Origin of the sequence: Moritella sp. 24, from assembly GCF_018219155.1 — a bacterium.
Classification (GTDB): Bacteria; Pseudomonadota; Gammaproteobacteria; order Enterobacterales; family Moritellaceae; genus Moritella.
The window spans coordinates 3871579-3886029 of the sequence record NZ_CP056123.1; the positions used below are offsets into that span (position 1 = coordinate 3871579).

The 14451-nt window shown below is 40.7% G+C and carries 14 protein-coding genes; 5 read left to right on the forward strand and 9 right to left on the reverse strand.

Annotated elements, in window-relative coordinates:
- Positions 1–7: 7 nt before the first annotated feature.
- Both oppB and HWV00_RS17245 read right to left on the reverse strand, forming a co-directional pair.
- Positions 8–928 (reverse strand): oligopeptide ABC transporter permease OppB, encoded by a 921-nt coding sequence (gene oppB, locus HWV00_RS17240; RefSeq protein WP_211683342.1) that lies wholly within the window; start codon positions 926–928, stop codon positions 8–10.
- A 113-nt stretch (positions 929–1041) separates the two neighbouring features.
- Positions 1042–2673, reverse strand: a complete 1632-nt coding sequence (locus HWV00_RS17245) for an ABC transporter substrate-binding protein (RefSeq protein WP_211683343.1) — start codon at positions 2671–2673, stop codon at positions 1042–1044.
- Between the two features lie 455 nt (positions 2674–3128).
- Here HWV00_RS17245 and HWV00_RS17250 point away from each other — a divergent pair, with 455 nt between their 5' ends.
- Together HWV00_RS17250 and HWV00_RS17255 are read left to right on the forward strand one after the other, a co-directional pair.
- A complete protein-coding gene (locus HWV00_RS17250) occupies positions 3129–4190 on the forward strand; it encodes a triacylglycerol lipase (protein WP_211683344.1) in 1062 nt (353 codons plus the stop codon).
- Positions 4191–4291: 101 nt separating this feature from the next.
- Positions 4292–5227, forward strand: a complete 936-nt coding sequence (locus HWV00_RS17255) for a lipase secretion chaperone (protein ID WP_211683345.1) — start codon at positions 4292–4294, stop codon at positions 5225–5227.
- Positions 5228–5391: 164 nt separating this feature from the next.
- On the opposite strand, the gene HWV00_RS17260 is transcribed toward HWV00_RS17255, so the two are convergent.
- Together HWV00_RS17260 and pomA are read right to left on the reverse strand one after the other, a co-directional pair.
- On the reverse strand, positions 5392–6303 hold the full coding sequence (locus HWV00_RS17260; protein ID WP_211683346.1) for a flagellar motor protein MotB: 912 nt from the start codon (positions 6301–6303) through the stop codon (positions 5392–5394).
- A gap of 41 nt (positions 6304–6344) precedes the next feature.
- On the reverse strand, positions 6345–7109 hold the full coding sequence (pomA, locus tag HWV00_RS17265) for a flagellar motor protein PomA (protein WP_211683347.1): 765 nt from the start codon (positions 7107–7109) through the stop codon (positions 6345–6347).
- A gap of 185 nt (positions 7110–7294) precedes the next feature.
- Here pomA and HWV00_RS17270 point away from each other — a divergent pair, with 185 nt between their 5' ends.
- From HWV00_RS17270 to dxs, 3 genes are read left to right on the forward strand one after another with little or no spacing between them, the layout of a single operon-like run.
- Positions 7295–7540 (forward strand): exodeoxyribonuclease VII small subunit, encoded by a 246-nt coding sequence (locus tag HWV00_RS17270; RefSeq protein WP_211683348.1) that lies wholly within the window; start codon positions 7295–7297, stop codon positions 7538–7540.
- A gap of 3 nt (positions 7541–7543) precedes the next feature.
- The gene (gene ispA / locus HWV00_RS17275; protein ID WP_211683349.1) at positions 7544–8434 is read left to right on the forward strand and encodes a (2E,6E)-farnesyl diphosphate synthase; all 891 of its coding nucleotides are present in this window, start codon (positions 7544–7546) and stop codon (positions 8432–8434) included.
- 34 nt (positions 8435–8468) lie between these two features.
- Complete coding sequence (gene dxs, locus HWV00_RS17280) at positions 8469–10334, forward strand: 1-deoxy-D-xylulose-5-phosphate synthase (protein ID WP_211683350.1); 1866 nt, start codon at positions 8469–8471, stop codon at positions 10332–10334.
- Between the two features lie 112 nt (positions 10335–10446).
- On the opposite strand, the gene HWV00_RS17285 is transcribed toward dxs, so the two are convergent.
- From HWV00_RS17285 to ribBA, 5 genes are all read right to left on the reverse strand, one after another.
- On the reverse strand, positions 10447–10950 hold the full coding sequence (locus HWV00_RS17285; protein WP_211683351.1) for a phosphatidylglycerophosphatase A: 504 nt from the start codon (positions 10948–10950) through the stop codon (positions 10447–10449).
- Positions 10947–12047 (reverse strand): thiamine-phosphate kinase, encoded by a 1101-nt coding sequence (gene thiL, locus HWV00_RS17290; RefSeq protein WP_211686659.1) that lies wholly within the window; start codon positions 12045–12047, stop codon positions 10947–10949. The genes HWV00_RS17285 and thiL overlap by 4 nt, the downstream gene beginning before the upstream one ends.
- A 225-nt stretch (positions 12048–12272) precedes the next feature.
- On the reverse strand, positions 12273–12695 hold the full coding sequence (nusB, locus tag HWV00_RS17295; protein WP_198438503.1) for a transcription antitermination factor NusB: 423 nt from the start codon (positions 12693–12695) through the stop codon (positions 12273–12275).
- Complete coding sequence (gene ribE, locus HWV00_RS17300) at positions 12692–13177, reverse strand: 6,7-dimethyl-8-ribityllumazine synthase (RefSeq protein ID WP_211683352.1); 486 nt, start codon at positions 13175–13177, stop codon at positions 12692–12694. The genes nusB and ribE overlap by 4 nt, the downstream gene beginning before the upstream one ends.
- A gap of 132 nt (positions 13178–13309) precedes the next feature.
- Positions 13310–14419 carry a bifunctional 3,4-dihydroxy-2-butanone-4-phosphate synthase/GTP cyclohydrolase II gene (ribBA, locus tag HWV00_RS17305; RefSeq protein ID WP_211683353.1) on the reverse strand — a complete coding sequence of 370 codons (1110 nt, stop codon included), beginning with the start codon at positions 14417–14419 and terminating at the stop codon, positions 13310–13312.
- Positions 14420–14451: the final 32 nt, after the last annotated feature.

Genomic DNA, 14451 nt, shown 5'->3' on the forward strand with positions numbered 1-14451 from the left:
TAGTCCCTTAGTAGCGAATTTTCGGGTCGATATAAGCAAGTAAAATATCAACGATTGCATTAAATAAGATGAATAAGAAACCGATTAAAACGGTAATACCCATCACTAGGGAATAATCTCGGTTAAATGCGGCGTTCACAAACAACTTACCAATACCCGGTAAACCAAAGATGGTTTCAATCACTACCGAACCAGTAATAATACCCACGAATGCAGGTCCCATGTATGAAACAACCGGTAACATCGCTGGTTTTAACGCATGTTTGATAACGATATGTGGCTTACTTAATCCTTTCGAACGCGCGGTACGAATGAAATTACTGTTCATCACTTCAATCATGCTGCCACGGGTGATACGAGCAAATGTAGCCACATACAATAATGACATCGCCACAACAGGTAGGATCATGTACATCCAAGTACCGCTGTTCCAACCACCAGCCGGTAACCAGCCTAAATTAATTGAAAAAAGATAAATAAGAGCAGGAGCGAGTACAAATGAGGGCATCACAACCCCGAGCATCGCTGTGGACATAATAGTGTAATCAAACCACGTATTCTGCCTGAGAGCAGCCATCGTGCCAATAAATACGCCGAGGATAAGCGTTAACACAAAAGCAAAAAAACCAATTTTAGCGGATACAGGTAATGCCGCACCAACCAATTCATTTACTGTAAAATCTTTATATTTAAAAGAAGGCCCTAAATCACCTTGGATGATATTAGTTAAATAAGTCGTGTATTGCTCAAGTACGGGCTTATCTAAACCATACTTAGCATTAATGTTAGCCATCACTTCGGGTGGCAAAGCGCGTTCGCTCGAAAACGGGTTACCCGGGGCAAAACGCATAAGAAAGAATGACAGCGTGATCAATACCAACATGGTTGGGATCGATTCGAAGATACGCTTGATAATAAATTTAAACATAAATTAATATCCTATTACACTTATTAAAAGTGCAAGATCAAGGACAGTGCTCAGGTGAACACCATCCGTTGATCAATCTAATATGAAAAGAATGTTATATCGTTAGTTTGCGACTAGTTCGCAATGATATAAAGATCTTTAGTGAAGATTTGCTCTTCAGCATTGTTTGTTGGGTAGCCGCCAACTAGCGGATTTAACAAGCGTGCTTTAACATATTGATAAATAGGGGCAATCGGCATGTCTTTTGCCAATAGTGATTCAGCTTTTAGGTAGATGTCGTTACGCGCTTCATCACTTGTTGTCGCAAGAGCTTGTTGCATTAGCTCGTCATATGATTTGCTCTTATAGTGCGCGTCATTTGAAGAGTTTGTGCTTTGCATTAATGATAGGAACGTTGATGGTTCGTTGTAATCGCCACACCAACCGGCACGTGTCACATCGAAGTTACCTTGACGCTTGCTGTCTAAGAATGATTTCCATTCTTGGTTTTCAAGTGTCACGTTAATACCCAATGATTTTTTCCACATAGACGTGATCGCAATTGCGTTTTTCTTGTGGTTTTCACTGGTGTTATATAGCAAATTGAAAGACAGTGGATTTGACTTATCAAAACCCGCTTCAGCTAACAGTGATTGTGCTTTTTCGATACGCTGTTTCTGCGTTAGTTTTGCATAATCAGGTAGTTCAGGCGTGAAACCAGAAATAATCTCAGGTGTGAATGCATAAGCGTTCTTTTGACCTTGGCCTAATAACGCTTTAGTAATGATGTCACGGTCGATTGAATATGATAATGCTTGACGAACTCGCACATCGTTAAAGGGTGCTTTCGTGGTATTAAATGCATAGTAATAAGTACACAAGTTACCCGTGATAGATACGTCTTCTTTATGTTCTTTCTGTAAACGACGGAAGTGCTCGTTTGGTAGTTCATTGGTAATATCAATTTCGCCCGATAAGAAGCGGTTCATTTCTGCTACTTGGTTTTCAATCGGTAGGAAAGTCACTTTGTTGATAACTGTTTTTGCATCATCCCAGTATTGCGCGTTACGCTTTAGGGTAATACGTTCATTTACAACCCACTTATCTACTGTATACGCACCGTTACCAACAAAATTGTCTGGACGTGTCCATTTATCACCGAATTTTTCAACTGTCGCTTGGTGTACTGGTTTTACTGTTGTGTGACCCATCATCATCACGAAATAAGGCACTGCACTTTCTAGTTTAATTTCTAGCGTGTAATCATCTAGTGCTTTAATACCTAACGTGTCTTTATCTTTCTTACCCGCGATAATATCTGATGCATTCACCATGGTAGTCATTTCCATATACCATGAGTAAGGTGCAGCAGTTGCAGGATTAACTACGCGCTTAAAGCTGTATTCGAAATCATGCGCGGTAACAGGGTCACCGTTAGACCATTTCGCATTTTTACGTAGGTGAAAGGTAAATGTTTTATTATCAATTGTTTCCCAGCTTTCAGCTACACCCGGAATCGTTTTACCATTTGCGTCTTGGTTTACCAAACCTTCCATTAAATCACGGATTACATGTGACTCTGGTACACCTTCGGTTTTATGTGGGTCAAGCGAGGCAACTTCAGTACCATTACCACGTACAATTTCTTGGGTTTTAGCTAGCTTTACACCGGCAGGAACTTCTGCGGCTGTAGCAGTAAGAGAAGTGGCAGCAAACGTAAGACCTGCGCCTAATAATAATGATTGGGTTATTTTATTTTTTAACATGTACAAACTCCAGTACGACAATTACATCCATGACCTTTAAATTTGTTTTATATTTCAATTTTTGTTTAATTAAAATATAAAGCACCCCTAAAGGAGTATTACTCACAATAGCAATTAATTCATTTAATTGCTATATATTCTAAACTATCATCAATCGACAACCGTTAATACCTACAATATGACAATTGGTAAGATTAAGTATCTAAATGTGATGTTAATATACTTAATAACCCCTTATTGGAATATATGCTCAACAATAAACTGGTATTCATACTTATGACTGACTAATAGCTGACTAAATTGATAATGAAAACAGGCGTTAATGTGAGAGGATTCACGCTTTCGATTTGTTTCGAAAACGAGCACGAACAAATATTGACACATTTTAAAATGAACTTATATGCTCAACAAACCAATTGAGACAACCTGTCCCATTTGTTTATTGAGGATTAAAAATGAAATGGAATTTCAACAAAGTAGCCCTTGCAGCAGCTATATCGAGCACACTATTAATCACTACTCAAGCCAATGCGGGCTGGTTTGATAAACCAGAACCGACCTTCGCTAAAACAAAATATCCTATTGTGATGGTAGGCGGCGCGTTTGCATTTGATAGTGCGATCGGTATCGATTATTGGTACGGCATTACAGATGCGCTGCGCGAACAAGGTGCTGAAGTGTATGTAACCAATCTATCAAGCGCGGAGTTAAACGAAGTTCGTGGCGAAGAGCTTGTTTACGATATCGAGCAAATATTAGCGCTAACAGGCGCAGATAAAGTAAACCTAATAGCGCATAGCCAAGGAGCCCTCGCCTCTCGTTTTGCCGCAAATGATGAACGCGTCAGCGATAGCATCGCATCAGTATCAACATCGCATGGGATGAACAAAGGCACTCACTTTTCCGAAGGTTTCAGAGCCGCTGTAGAAGAAGGCAGCACCATTGAAAAATTAGGCGTACCGCTGATTAACTTTGTATTTAATACCCTCGAATTATTATCTGCAAAAGAAGATGCCGCTGACGGTGATTACGACAGTCCCGCGCGTGGAGAACAAGATTTATTGCGCCTGGCTCAAGCCACTAACCGCGAACAAGTGGCACTGTATGCTGACGAATTTACTGATATGTCGGTAATGCCAACTCAAGACTGCATGACCATTAACAATGGTGAAAAAGGCGATGTTGACCCCGCTTACTATGGGCAAACAGAGTCGAACGGGATTAAGTATTATTCTTGGGGCGGCAACAAATACAGCACGAATGTGCTCGACCCACTTGATTCAATGCTAGTGCCAGTATTTGGACTCTTTGTACCTGAATATAAATCAGAAGATGGATTTCAATGGGATGGTTTAGTGCCAATGTGTGGTCAAGCGATTGGTCAAGTCATCAAACTTGATTACAACGCCAACCATTTTGATGCAATTAATCAATTAATGGGCCTAGGCAGTTGGAAGCTAAATATACCAGCTATCTACACCAAACATGCCAACATGCTTGCACAACAAGGTTTGTAAACAGTTCGTGCTAAGTACTCCATTTTAGCAAAACATTTAACAAAAAAAGCAGACCAAAGCTTAAATTGAGCGTTGTTTTGGTCTTATACCTGGATGGTCGAATGCATAATATAAAAAAATCTGTCGCCATGATGAGTATATTAATTATCAGTGTCACTGGTATCTACTTATACAATGGCAACACAACTCCGAATAAAACAGAACAAGCCTCTGCGCTAAGTGATAACCATAACGTCGATAACACGCAACAATCCATACTAAGATCCTCAATCGCATTACGTAAAAAAACAACCGCTACGGATAGTCATGCATTAAGTGATAACGTTGTCTTACTGGCTGATATTAACATGCCTGCATCCTTAGCAAGTACGGATCCAAGTAGCTTAATCCACGTTGATAGTAATAACCAGCTAGTGTTAAATCATGACATCAAAATGTTATTTGATTATTTTTTTAGTGCCGAAGGTGATTTAACACCTGCAGAATTGCTCACGAGCATACAGCAATATATTAAACTTACTTACCCACAGCCAGCCGCACAACAAGCCTTAGCCTTATTAGATAAATACCTCGATTATAAGCAGCAAATGCAAGATTTTTATGCCCAAGATATAGCCTTGCAAGATTTACCCGAGCTAAATACCCTGACAGATAACGATACCCTGCAAACCATTGAGGGGTTGATGCAAGCGCGCCAAGATATGCGCGATAGCGTATTCACATTAGAAGAACGCGATGCGATGTTTGGCCAAGATATTAATTATGATCAATACATGCTGACCGTTGCCAAACTCGATAGTAATTTAACGCCCTCAGAGCGTAAGCAACAGATAGAACAAATAGCCCAGCAGCATTTAACAACAGAACAATACCAAGCACGTAAGCAAACGTTTATATTACAGAGTTCATCACCAAACTTTAGTATTGATAATAGTGGCGAATGCCAAGGAAACAGTGAAGAATTTACCGAAAAACAAGTAACCGCCTTATGTCAGTTAGCCCGAAAAAGACTCGCCCGCAGTGAATCAAGTAGTTAAATGAATAACTGAAAGATGGCAGATAAAGCGTTAAACAAAAAAGGCTCACCGCATGCTTTTATCCATGCTAGTGAGCCTTTTTTTCATCCCTGCTTACACTCAATTACTCGCGTAACAAATAGGTTAAGCCTCTGTTTTACTTAAGTTATCTTATTTAAACCATCTTATTTAACGACATCAAGCGGTTCTGATAACTTCGCTTTACCCTGCATAATACTAATTTCAACTCGGCGGTTACGACGCAGTTCACTTGCAATATCGGTTAACGGTTGCGTGTCGGCCATCCCTTGCACGATCAAACGACTTTCAGTGAACTCTTCAACCTTTAACATTTCATGGGCAACAGAAACAGCACGTTGACTCGATAAATCCCATTTAGAACGGTATAACTCAGAATGTAATTGCTCTTTACCAGTATGACCAGCAACGGTAATAATACCCGGTATCGTTGCTAACAATTCAGCTACTTTCTGAATAACGGGACGAAAACGTGGTTGTAAAAATGCCGAACCAGCTGGGAATGAGCCTTTTTCATTAATACGAATGATGATTTGCTGGCCTAGGTTTTCAACCTCAACGCCCCCGCTATCAACTTCTTCTTTTAACGCTTCAGCCAATGCTTTAACCAACTCACTGGTATCTTCAGTCACTTCGACATTTTCTGTTGGCGTATTTTCACGCGTCGAGGTTTCTGGTGATTTACCTCCATTACTGTCTTCTTCTAGCTTGTTCTTACCACCTGCATTTTGATCTTCACCGTCTTTGAAATCCAATTCAGCTTCACTGTTATCAATCGTGTGTTGCATGATGGTTTCAATCGGTGTTGGATCTGGTCGGCCAGGTCGAAATTCCTGTGCAATAACCGTTGTGCCTTTTGGTATATTCTTTACATCAATCTGATTTTGAACACCAAATGCAAACTGCATCGAACCAGCAATCTGCTTAAACTTAACCACGTCCATTTCTGAAAAAGACAGCAGTAATACGAAGAAGCACATTAACAGGCTCATCAAATCGGCAAATGTACCCATCCACGCGGGGAGGCCTGGAGGTGGGCAATCACATTCATCTGACATAAATCATCTCTCTATTCATTGAGCAGCCATCGTTAGGCCAACTAAACGTCAGCATCCGCTATTGCACGTTTTGATGAATTGAGGTAATTTTTTAATAAACTTTCGATTACCCGAGGATTTCGCCCTTCTTGAATACCTAAAATAGCATCCATAATCAAGGTGTTATTCAGCATCTCTTCTTCAGAACGTAATTTCAATTTTCCGGCAATTGGGATTGCAATCATGTTAGCAAAAATAGCGCCATACAATGTCGTTAACAAGGCAACAGCCATCGCAGGACCAATCGATTTCGGATCATCCATGTTTGACAGCATCGCAACCAAACCAACCAAGGTACCAATCATCCCCATTGCAGGCGCAACTTCACCAATCATGCTAAATACGTGAATACCGGCTTTATGACGTGCCGTTGTCAGCTTAATGTCTTTTTGTAATGTTTGACTTACAACGGTCGCATCGTGGCCATCAACCAATAAATCGATACCCTTTTGCATAAATTCATTATTCACTTCCGCTTCTTCAAGAGCTAAGAAGCCACCTTTACGTGCGGCATCAGCCATTTCGACCGCTTGTTCTATTAACTCTTCAGGTTTATCAATTTTAAACATAAACGCTTTTACTGCGATCTTCGCCGCCGCTAAAAACTGACCAAAATTAAAATGCATCAATACTACAAAGAGTGAGCCGATAAACACAATCAAAACTGATTGCGTATCAAGAAACATACTTATATCGCCGCCCATGATCATTGCCATCACAACAAACGCAAACGAGCCGATTAATCCTATTAAAGTTGCTAAATCCACAACATTCCCCATATCAAGCAAATTATTATCATATTTCTAGCGTGTGTATACATCGATCTATATCGGCAAGCAAGTAAATATCTTAAGTGATCTTATCTTGCTTATCGTTGTCATCGTACAGTTAAGCTGTATATACCTTATTAACTTGGGTATAATACCCGAGTATATTATCAGAGGGACACCCGATGGCGGTAAAAAAACCAGAAAATATGACGTTCGAGGCGTCTATTACAGAGCTAGAGGCAATCGTTAACAGCCTAGAGCAAGGTGATTGTGAACTTGATAATGCGTTGAAGCAATTTGAACGCGGTATTAGCTTAACACGTGCTAGCTCACAAAAACTTCAGCATGCTGAACAGCAAGTAGCAATATTACTCGCCAACGGTGACCAGCAAACGCTTTCTCCTTTCAACTCTGACAGTAGTAATTAAATAGTGCAGCTTTCAAACACGATTACCCAATATCAGGGTCGTATCAATGATTATTTGCAACAACAAATAAACTTGTTACCAACACATGACACTCAGCTTGCAGCAGCAATGGAATATGGTCTTTTACAAGGTGGTAAACGCGTACGCCCCGTGATCGTCTATGCCGTTGGCGAAATGCTCGGTGTTAACCTTGCCGATCTTGATGGCCCAGCAGCCTCTGTTGAATCAATTCATGCCTATTCGTTAATTCATGATGATTTGCCTGCGATGGATGATGATGATTTACGTCGTGGCCAGCCAACTTGTCACATTAAATTCGATCATGCTACCGCTATCTTAGCCGGTGATGCTCTGCAACCTTTTGCATTTGAATTATTACTTGATTGCGCATTGGCACCTGAAGCAGAAAAAAATCGCTTAGCGATGCTGAAATCGCTAACTAAAGCAAGTGGCTATAGCGGTATGTGTGGAGGTCAAGCAATGGATCTCGCAGCAACAGATAAACAGATCTCGCTGGCACAACTCGAAGCTATCCACAATAATAAAACGGGTGCATTAATTAACTGCGCAGCAAAATTAGGTGGTTTAGCATCTCCACTCTGCTCAGTTGAATTACTTGCCTCTTTAGATGCCTGGTCAAATGCCATTGGTTTAGCATTCCAAGTTCAAGATGACATTCTCGATATAATCAGTGATACTGAAACGCTCGGTAAGCCACAGGGCTCCGATGTTGAATTAAATAAATCAACATACCCAGCATTACTCGGTTTAGCAGGGGCGCAAGAAAAAGCCCAAGCACTGTATCAACAAGCGATGTTCGCCTTAGAAACTATTCCGCATGATACGACAACTCTCGCTTTATTTACGCAGTACATCATCGAGCGAAATAAATAACTGATTCTAACAAAGTATAAAAATTATAAAAATTATGAGCTTAGATATTTCGAATTACCCTACATTGGCATTGGCAGACATCCCTGAAGAGTTGCGCCAATTACCGACCGATCGTTTGGATGACTTATGTGATGAACTGCGTAGCTATTTATTACATACCGTAGGTAAAAGTGGCGGCCACTTTGCTTCTGGCTTAGGTGTCGTAGAATTAACCGTTGCTTTGCATTATGTCTACAACACGCCATACGATAAATTGTTATGGGATGTAGGTCATCAAGCCTACCCGCACAAAATCTTAACCGGTCGTCGCGATCGTATGTCTACGATCCGTCAAAAAGGTGGGTTACACCCATTCCCTTGGCGTGATGAGAGTGAATACGATCATCTTAATGTTGGTCATTCATCTACATCAATCAGTGCGGCACTTGGTCTTGCTGTTGCAGCTGATCAAGAAGATAAAAACCGTAAAACTGTCGCGATTATTGGTGATGGTGCAATCACGGGTGGTATGGCATTTGAAGCGCTAAATCACGCTGGACACATCAACAAAGACGTACTGGTTATTTTAAATGATAACGATATGTCTATTTCTGAAAACGTCGGTGCAGTAAATAAACATTTAGCAAAACTATTATCGGGCGATGCTTATTCTAGCTTCCGTGAAAACGGTAAAAAGGTGCTATCAGGTATCCCGCCAATTAAAGAACTTGCGCGTCGTGCGGAAGAACATTTAAAAGGCATGGTTGTACCAAGTACGCTATTTGAAGAGTTTGGCTTTAATTATATTGGCCCAATTGATGGCCATGATGTTAATGGCTTAGTTGAAACACTGCGAAATATGCGCAGCCTTAAAGGTCCACAGTTTTTACACGTGGTGACGAAGAAAGGCAAAGGTTATGCTCCAGCTGAACAAGATCAACTGGGCTATCACGCAGTACCTAAATTCAACCCTGCAGAAGATACGTTACCCGTATCGGCACCGTCAAAACCAACGTTCTCAAAGATCTTTGGTAATTGGTTATGCGATGTAGCAAAAACAGATAAAAAATTAGCAGCTGTGACACCTGCGATGGGTGCTGGCTCGGGAATGATTAAATTCTCAGAAACATACCCAGAGCAATACTTTGACGTAGCGATTGCTGAACAGCATTGTGTTACTTTCGCTGCCGGTCTTGCCATTGGTGGTCATAAACCTGTTGTCGCTATTTATTCAACTTTCTTGCAACGTGGTTATGATCAACTGATTCACGATGTTGCAATTCAAGACATTCCGGTGTTATTTGCCATTGATCGTGCAGGTCTAGTTGGCGCAGATGGTCAAACTCACCAAGGTGCGTTTGATATTAGCTTCATGCGCTGCATCCCTAAAATGGTGATCATGACGCCAAGTGATGAAGATGAATGTCGTCAAATGCTGCACACAGGTTATCAATATAGTGGCCCTGCAGCTGTACGCTACCCACGTGGCAGCGGCACTGGTATTGAAGTACAAGAAGCATTTACTGAATTAGAAATCGGTAAAGGTATTGTGCGTCGCCAAGGTGAAAAAGTCGCAATTTTGTGTTTCGGTACGCTAATGCATAATGCAATTCCTGCTGCTGAACGCTTAAATGCGACAGTTGTTGATATGCGTTTTGCAAAACCGTTAGATGAAGCCTTATTAGCTGAAATGGCTAAGAACCATGATATCTTAGTCACTATCGAAGATGGCGCTATCATGGGTGGTGCGGGTTCTGGTGTGAATGAATATCTAATGACAAATAAGTTAATGACACCAACATTAAACTTAGGGCTACCTGATAAATTTATTCATCAAGGTACACAAGATGAGATCTATGCGGAACTAGGCCTAGATGATATTGGTATTGAAGCCAGCATTAAGGCGTTTATTGCGCTTTAATTTTCCTTAAAACGAAATCAAATACCGATACATAAAAGCCCTACTCGACTAACATCCAGTAGGGCTTTTTATTCAACTTCATGAGAGCTTAGAGCACTACTAGCCGTTGTAATTAAAGCACCATATAAGCGATCAACTGAACACCAGCTAACGCAAATATACCCGCTAGTACATCATCAATCATAATACCAAAGCCACCATGCGTATTTTTATCTAACCAACCAATCGGTCCGGGTTTAACGATGTCAAAAAAACGAAATAATGCAAAACCGAGAATAACCCAAGCCCAACCTTGCGGCGCTGCAATCATCGTAATACCGTAACCTGCAATTTCATCCCACACAATTGCACCATGGTCATGAACTCCCATTGCTTTACTCGCGCTTGCACAAATGTACACACCGATTACTGAAGCAAGCACTACAATCGCAATATATTGCCATAAACCCAGTTCAAACACGCTAGTCATTAATAAATACAGCGGAATAGCAGCAACGGTTCCCGCCGTGCCAGGCGCTTTGGGTAATAAACCACTACCAAAACCCACAGCAGCTAAATGAACGGGATTAGCATAATTTAATTTTTGTAATTCAGGCGATAAAAAATCTTTTTTCATTGGAAGTGATCCCATCCTTGTAAAGCGAGCGTACTGAGTTGTTTATCGTTAAAGTAATAAATCTGTTGTTCCGTCTGTTTACTATTGCTAACAATCTCACCAATGTGAGTATAAGGTAAATTACGGTCAGCCATGGTTTTTTCTAATTGTGCTTTGTTTTCTGGCGATACGGTAAATAGTAATTCATAATCATCACCACCAGCAAGTGCATACTGTGGCCATAACTCTTTACTTACATAAGTTTGCAATGCGTTTGATAAAGGAAGTGCAGACAGTTCAATATTTGCTGATAGTGTCATACCTGATTGACGACTTGATGCCTTCAATATGTGCTTTAAGTCAGACGCTAAACCATCAGACAGATCGATACAACTATTCGCAATACCAACAAGCGCTTCACCTGTGCTCACTCGTGCTGTCGGACGTTGATGACGCGCAATTAAAAAGTCTGTCTCTACGTCTGTTAATAAAATTGTATTCGTCTTTTCAGGCGCTACACTTTCAGCGAGACAATTACCCTGTTCACTATCGCTATCATTATCAATATCGCTATTAGCATGATTAACATCACGACCCGCATCAATAAGTAACTTTAACCCTGCGGCTGCATCGCCTATCGTGCCACTACAATAAATCAAATCACCGACTTTAGCACCGTGTCGCTGTAATGCATTACCCTGCTCAACAAAGCCTTGTAGCGTCAATGTCAGTGTCATATCACCTTTAGTCGTATCACCACCAATTAAACTGACACCATAGTGATGTAATTGCTGATGCAAACTATCACTAAATGCCGCTAACCATGCATGATCATAGTCAGGTAAAGTTAATGCTAAGGATGCCCAAGCTGGTTGCCCACCCATCGCAGCAATATCACTGATATTTACCGCGACAAGTTTGTGCGCCACATCCACAGGGTTTGCATCATGAAGAAAATGAACACCACTGACCATTGTGTCTGTCGTCACGACAAGTTGCTTTCCAACCGGCACTGACAAGATTGCACAATCATCACCAATACCAGTAATAACATCATCTCGTGACACAGATTTATTCGTGAAATACTGCCCAATTAAGTCAAACTCGCCTGTTGCCATAGTGATCTTATTTTCCATTATCGATGTTAAATTAATAACGTTATTATACTATTATTTACGGTACCATTGTTTACGGTACTATATTTACGATCTCATTGTTTACGATACCATACCGTTAGTTACGACATTATACTGCTAGTTAGTGATGATATAAATCGTCTTTTTTAGGCATAAAAAAAGCCAGCAACCTGTGCTAGCTTTTTTGCATTGAAGAAAATAATTAAATTATTTTTTCAAACGTAATTGCAATTTACTTACAATTTTATCTAATACGCCGTTAACGAATTTATGGCTGTCTTCAGCGCCAAAATCTTTCGCTAATTCGATAGATTCATTGATCACAACTTTATAAGGTACATCTTGACGCTTAGTTAGCTCAAATGTAGAAAGACGTAAAATCGCTTTCTCAACCAAGTCTAAATCATCGATTGGACGAGATAGGAATGGTGACATTAACTCATCAAGTTCTACAGAGTTTAAGCTTACACCTAAAACAAGTTCACGGAAGTAAACTGCATCTGTGTCGCTAAAATCTTGCTCTGTTACAAATTGGTGTTCAATATTTGCAACAGTTTCTTGTGTCATTTGCCATTGATAAATTGCTTGTGTGGCAAACTGACGTGCCTTACTACGTTCCGAAGGTTTCATTTTTTCTCCAATGATACATCTAATTGATGCAAAACATTCACCATTTCAAGTGCACTTAGAGCAGCCTCCGACCCTTTATTACCAGCCTTGGTACCAGCACGCTCAATTGCTTGCTCAATAGTGTCAGTAGTTAACACACCAAATGCAACAGGAACATCATAGTCCATTGCAACTTGAGCAAGACCTTTATTACATTCGCCAGCTACGAATTCAAAATGTGGTGTACCACCACGAATTACCGTACCTAAAGCAATAATCGCATCAAACTGTTTTGTTGCAGCAACACGCTTAGTGATAAGCGGTAATTCTACAGCGCCAGGAACACGAACAACAGTGATGTTGTCTTCGCTAACTTGGCCAAAACGTTTTAGTGAATCGATAGCACCTTCTAACAGACTTTCATTAATGAAGCTGTTAAAACGAGAGATAACAATTGCAATTTTTGCTTCTGGAGCAGGAACATTTCCTTCGATAACTTTCATGTGTACAAATCCTATATCACGGCGCGTAATTTTACGGCCAATTTTAATTATTATGAATCGGCTGACGAAAGGGCTCGGATTGTACCAAGCTTTCGCCAGCAAGCAAACTTATTCTACGACTATCTCTAAAACTTATTTAGAGATATATTCGACAACTTCTAGACCAAAGCCAGATAGTGAATGGTAACGTTTGTCTGAGCTTAATAGCTTCATCTTAGACACGCCCATATCAGCCAAAATTTGAGAGCCTACACCCACGCGACGTGAGGTACCCTGCCATTTTGCTTTTGGCTGTGTTTCACCTTTATCTTCTTGAGCAAATTGTTTAACTTTTTCAATGATATCGTCAGAGTTCTCTTCATTACCTAAGATAACCATCACGCCACCATCTTGACCGATACGTGCCATTGCATCACCGAGTGACCACGAGATTTTGCTCGCTCGATCTGTATGCAAAATATCTGTCATGGTATTTTGTACATGCACACGTACTAATGTTGGCTGCTCAGCAACAACATCGCCTTTACGTAATGCGTAATGAACTTGATTATCAATCGTGTCACGATAAGTCACTAAATCAAAATCACCGTGTTCAGTAGGTAATTTACATTCAGCAACACGCTCAATCGTCGTTTCATTGCTATTACGGTATTCAATTAAATCAGCAACTGTGCCTAATTTAATACCGTGTTTCTCAGCAAAAATTTCAAGATCTGGACGACGAGCCATTTCACCGTCATCTTTTAAGATCTCAACAATCACACCAGCAGGCTCACAACCCGCTAGACGTGCAAGATCACAACCCGCTTCAGTATGACCAGCGCGTGTTAATACACCACCGTCTTGTGCTGCAAGTGGGAAAATATGACCAGGCATAACGATATCAGCCGGTTTTGCATCACCAGCAACAGCAGATAATACCGTTACCGCGCGATCTGTTGCAGAAATACCAGTAGTCACACCTTCCGCCGCTTCAATAGAAACGGTGAAGTTAGTAGAAAATTGCGCCGTATTGTCTTGAACCATCAAAGGTAACTGCAATTTAGCTACACGTTCTTTTGTTAATGTGAGACAAATCAAACCACGACCGTGCGTCGCCATAAAGTTAATCGCTTCTGGCGTTACTTTGTCTGCAGCCATGATCAGATCGCCTTCATTTTCGCGATCTTCATCATCCATCAAAATAACCATTTTACCTTGGCGGATGTCTTCAATAATATCTTCAATACGACTTAGTGCCATGCTCATAGCCCTTTTATAACAATTAAAAACTG

Coding starts and splice junctions, on each gene's coding strand:
- oppB (WP_211683342.1), bottom strand. CDS start 928: ATGTTTAAATTTATTATCAAGCGTATCTTCGAATCGATCCCAACCATG.
- HWV00_RS17245 (WP_211683343.1), bottom strand. CDS start 2,673: ATGTTAAAAAATAAAATAACCCAATCATTATTATTAGGCGCAGGTCTT.
- HWV00_RS17250 (WP_211683344.1), top strand. CDS start 3,129: ATGAAATGGAATTTCAACAAAGTAGCCCTTGCAGCAGCTATATCGAGC.
- HWV00_RS17255 (WP_211683345.1), top strand. CDS start 4,292: ATGCATAATATAAAAAAATCTGTCGCCATGATGAGTATATTAATTATC.
- HWV00_RS17260 (WP_211683346.1), bottom strand. CDS start 6,303: ATGTCAGATGAATGTGATTGCCCACCTCCAGGCCTCCCCGCGTGGATG.
- HWV00_RS17270 (WP_211683348.1), top strand. CDS start 7,295: ATGGCGGTAAAAAAACCAGAAAATATGACGTTCGAGGCGTCTATTACA.
- dxs (WP_211683350.1), top strand. CDS start 8,469: ATGAGCTTAGATATTTCGAATTACCCTACATTGGCATTGGCAGACATC.
- HWV00_RS17285 (WP_211683351.1), bottom strand. CDS start 10,950: ATGAAAAAAGATTTTTTATCGCCTGAATTACAAAAATTAAATTATGCT.
- thiL (WP_211686659.1), bottom strand. CDS start 12,047: ATGGCAACAGGCGAGTTTGACTTAATTGGGCAGTATTTCACGAATAAA.
- nusB (WP_198438503.1), bottom strand. CDS start 12,695: ATGAAACCTTCGGAACGTAGTAAGGCACGTCAGTTTGCCACACAAGCA.
- ribE (WP_211683352.1), bottom strand. CDS start 13,177: ATGAAAGTTATCGAAGGAAATGTTCCTGCTCCAGAAGCAAAAATTGCA.
- ribBA (WP_211683353.1), bottom strand. CDS start 14,419: ATGGCACTAAGTCGTATTGAAGATATTATTGAAGACATCCGCCAAGGT.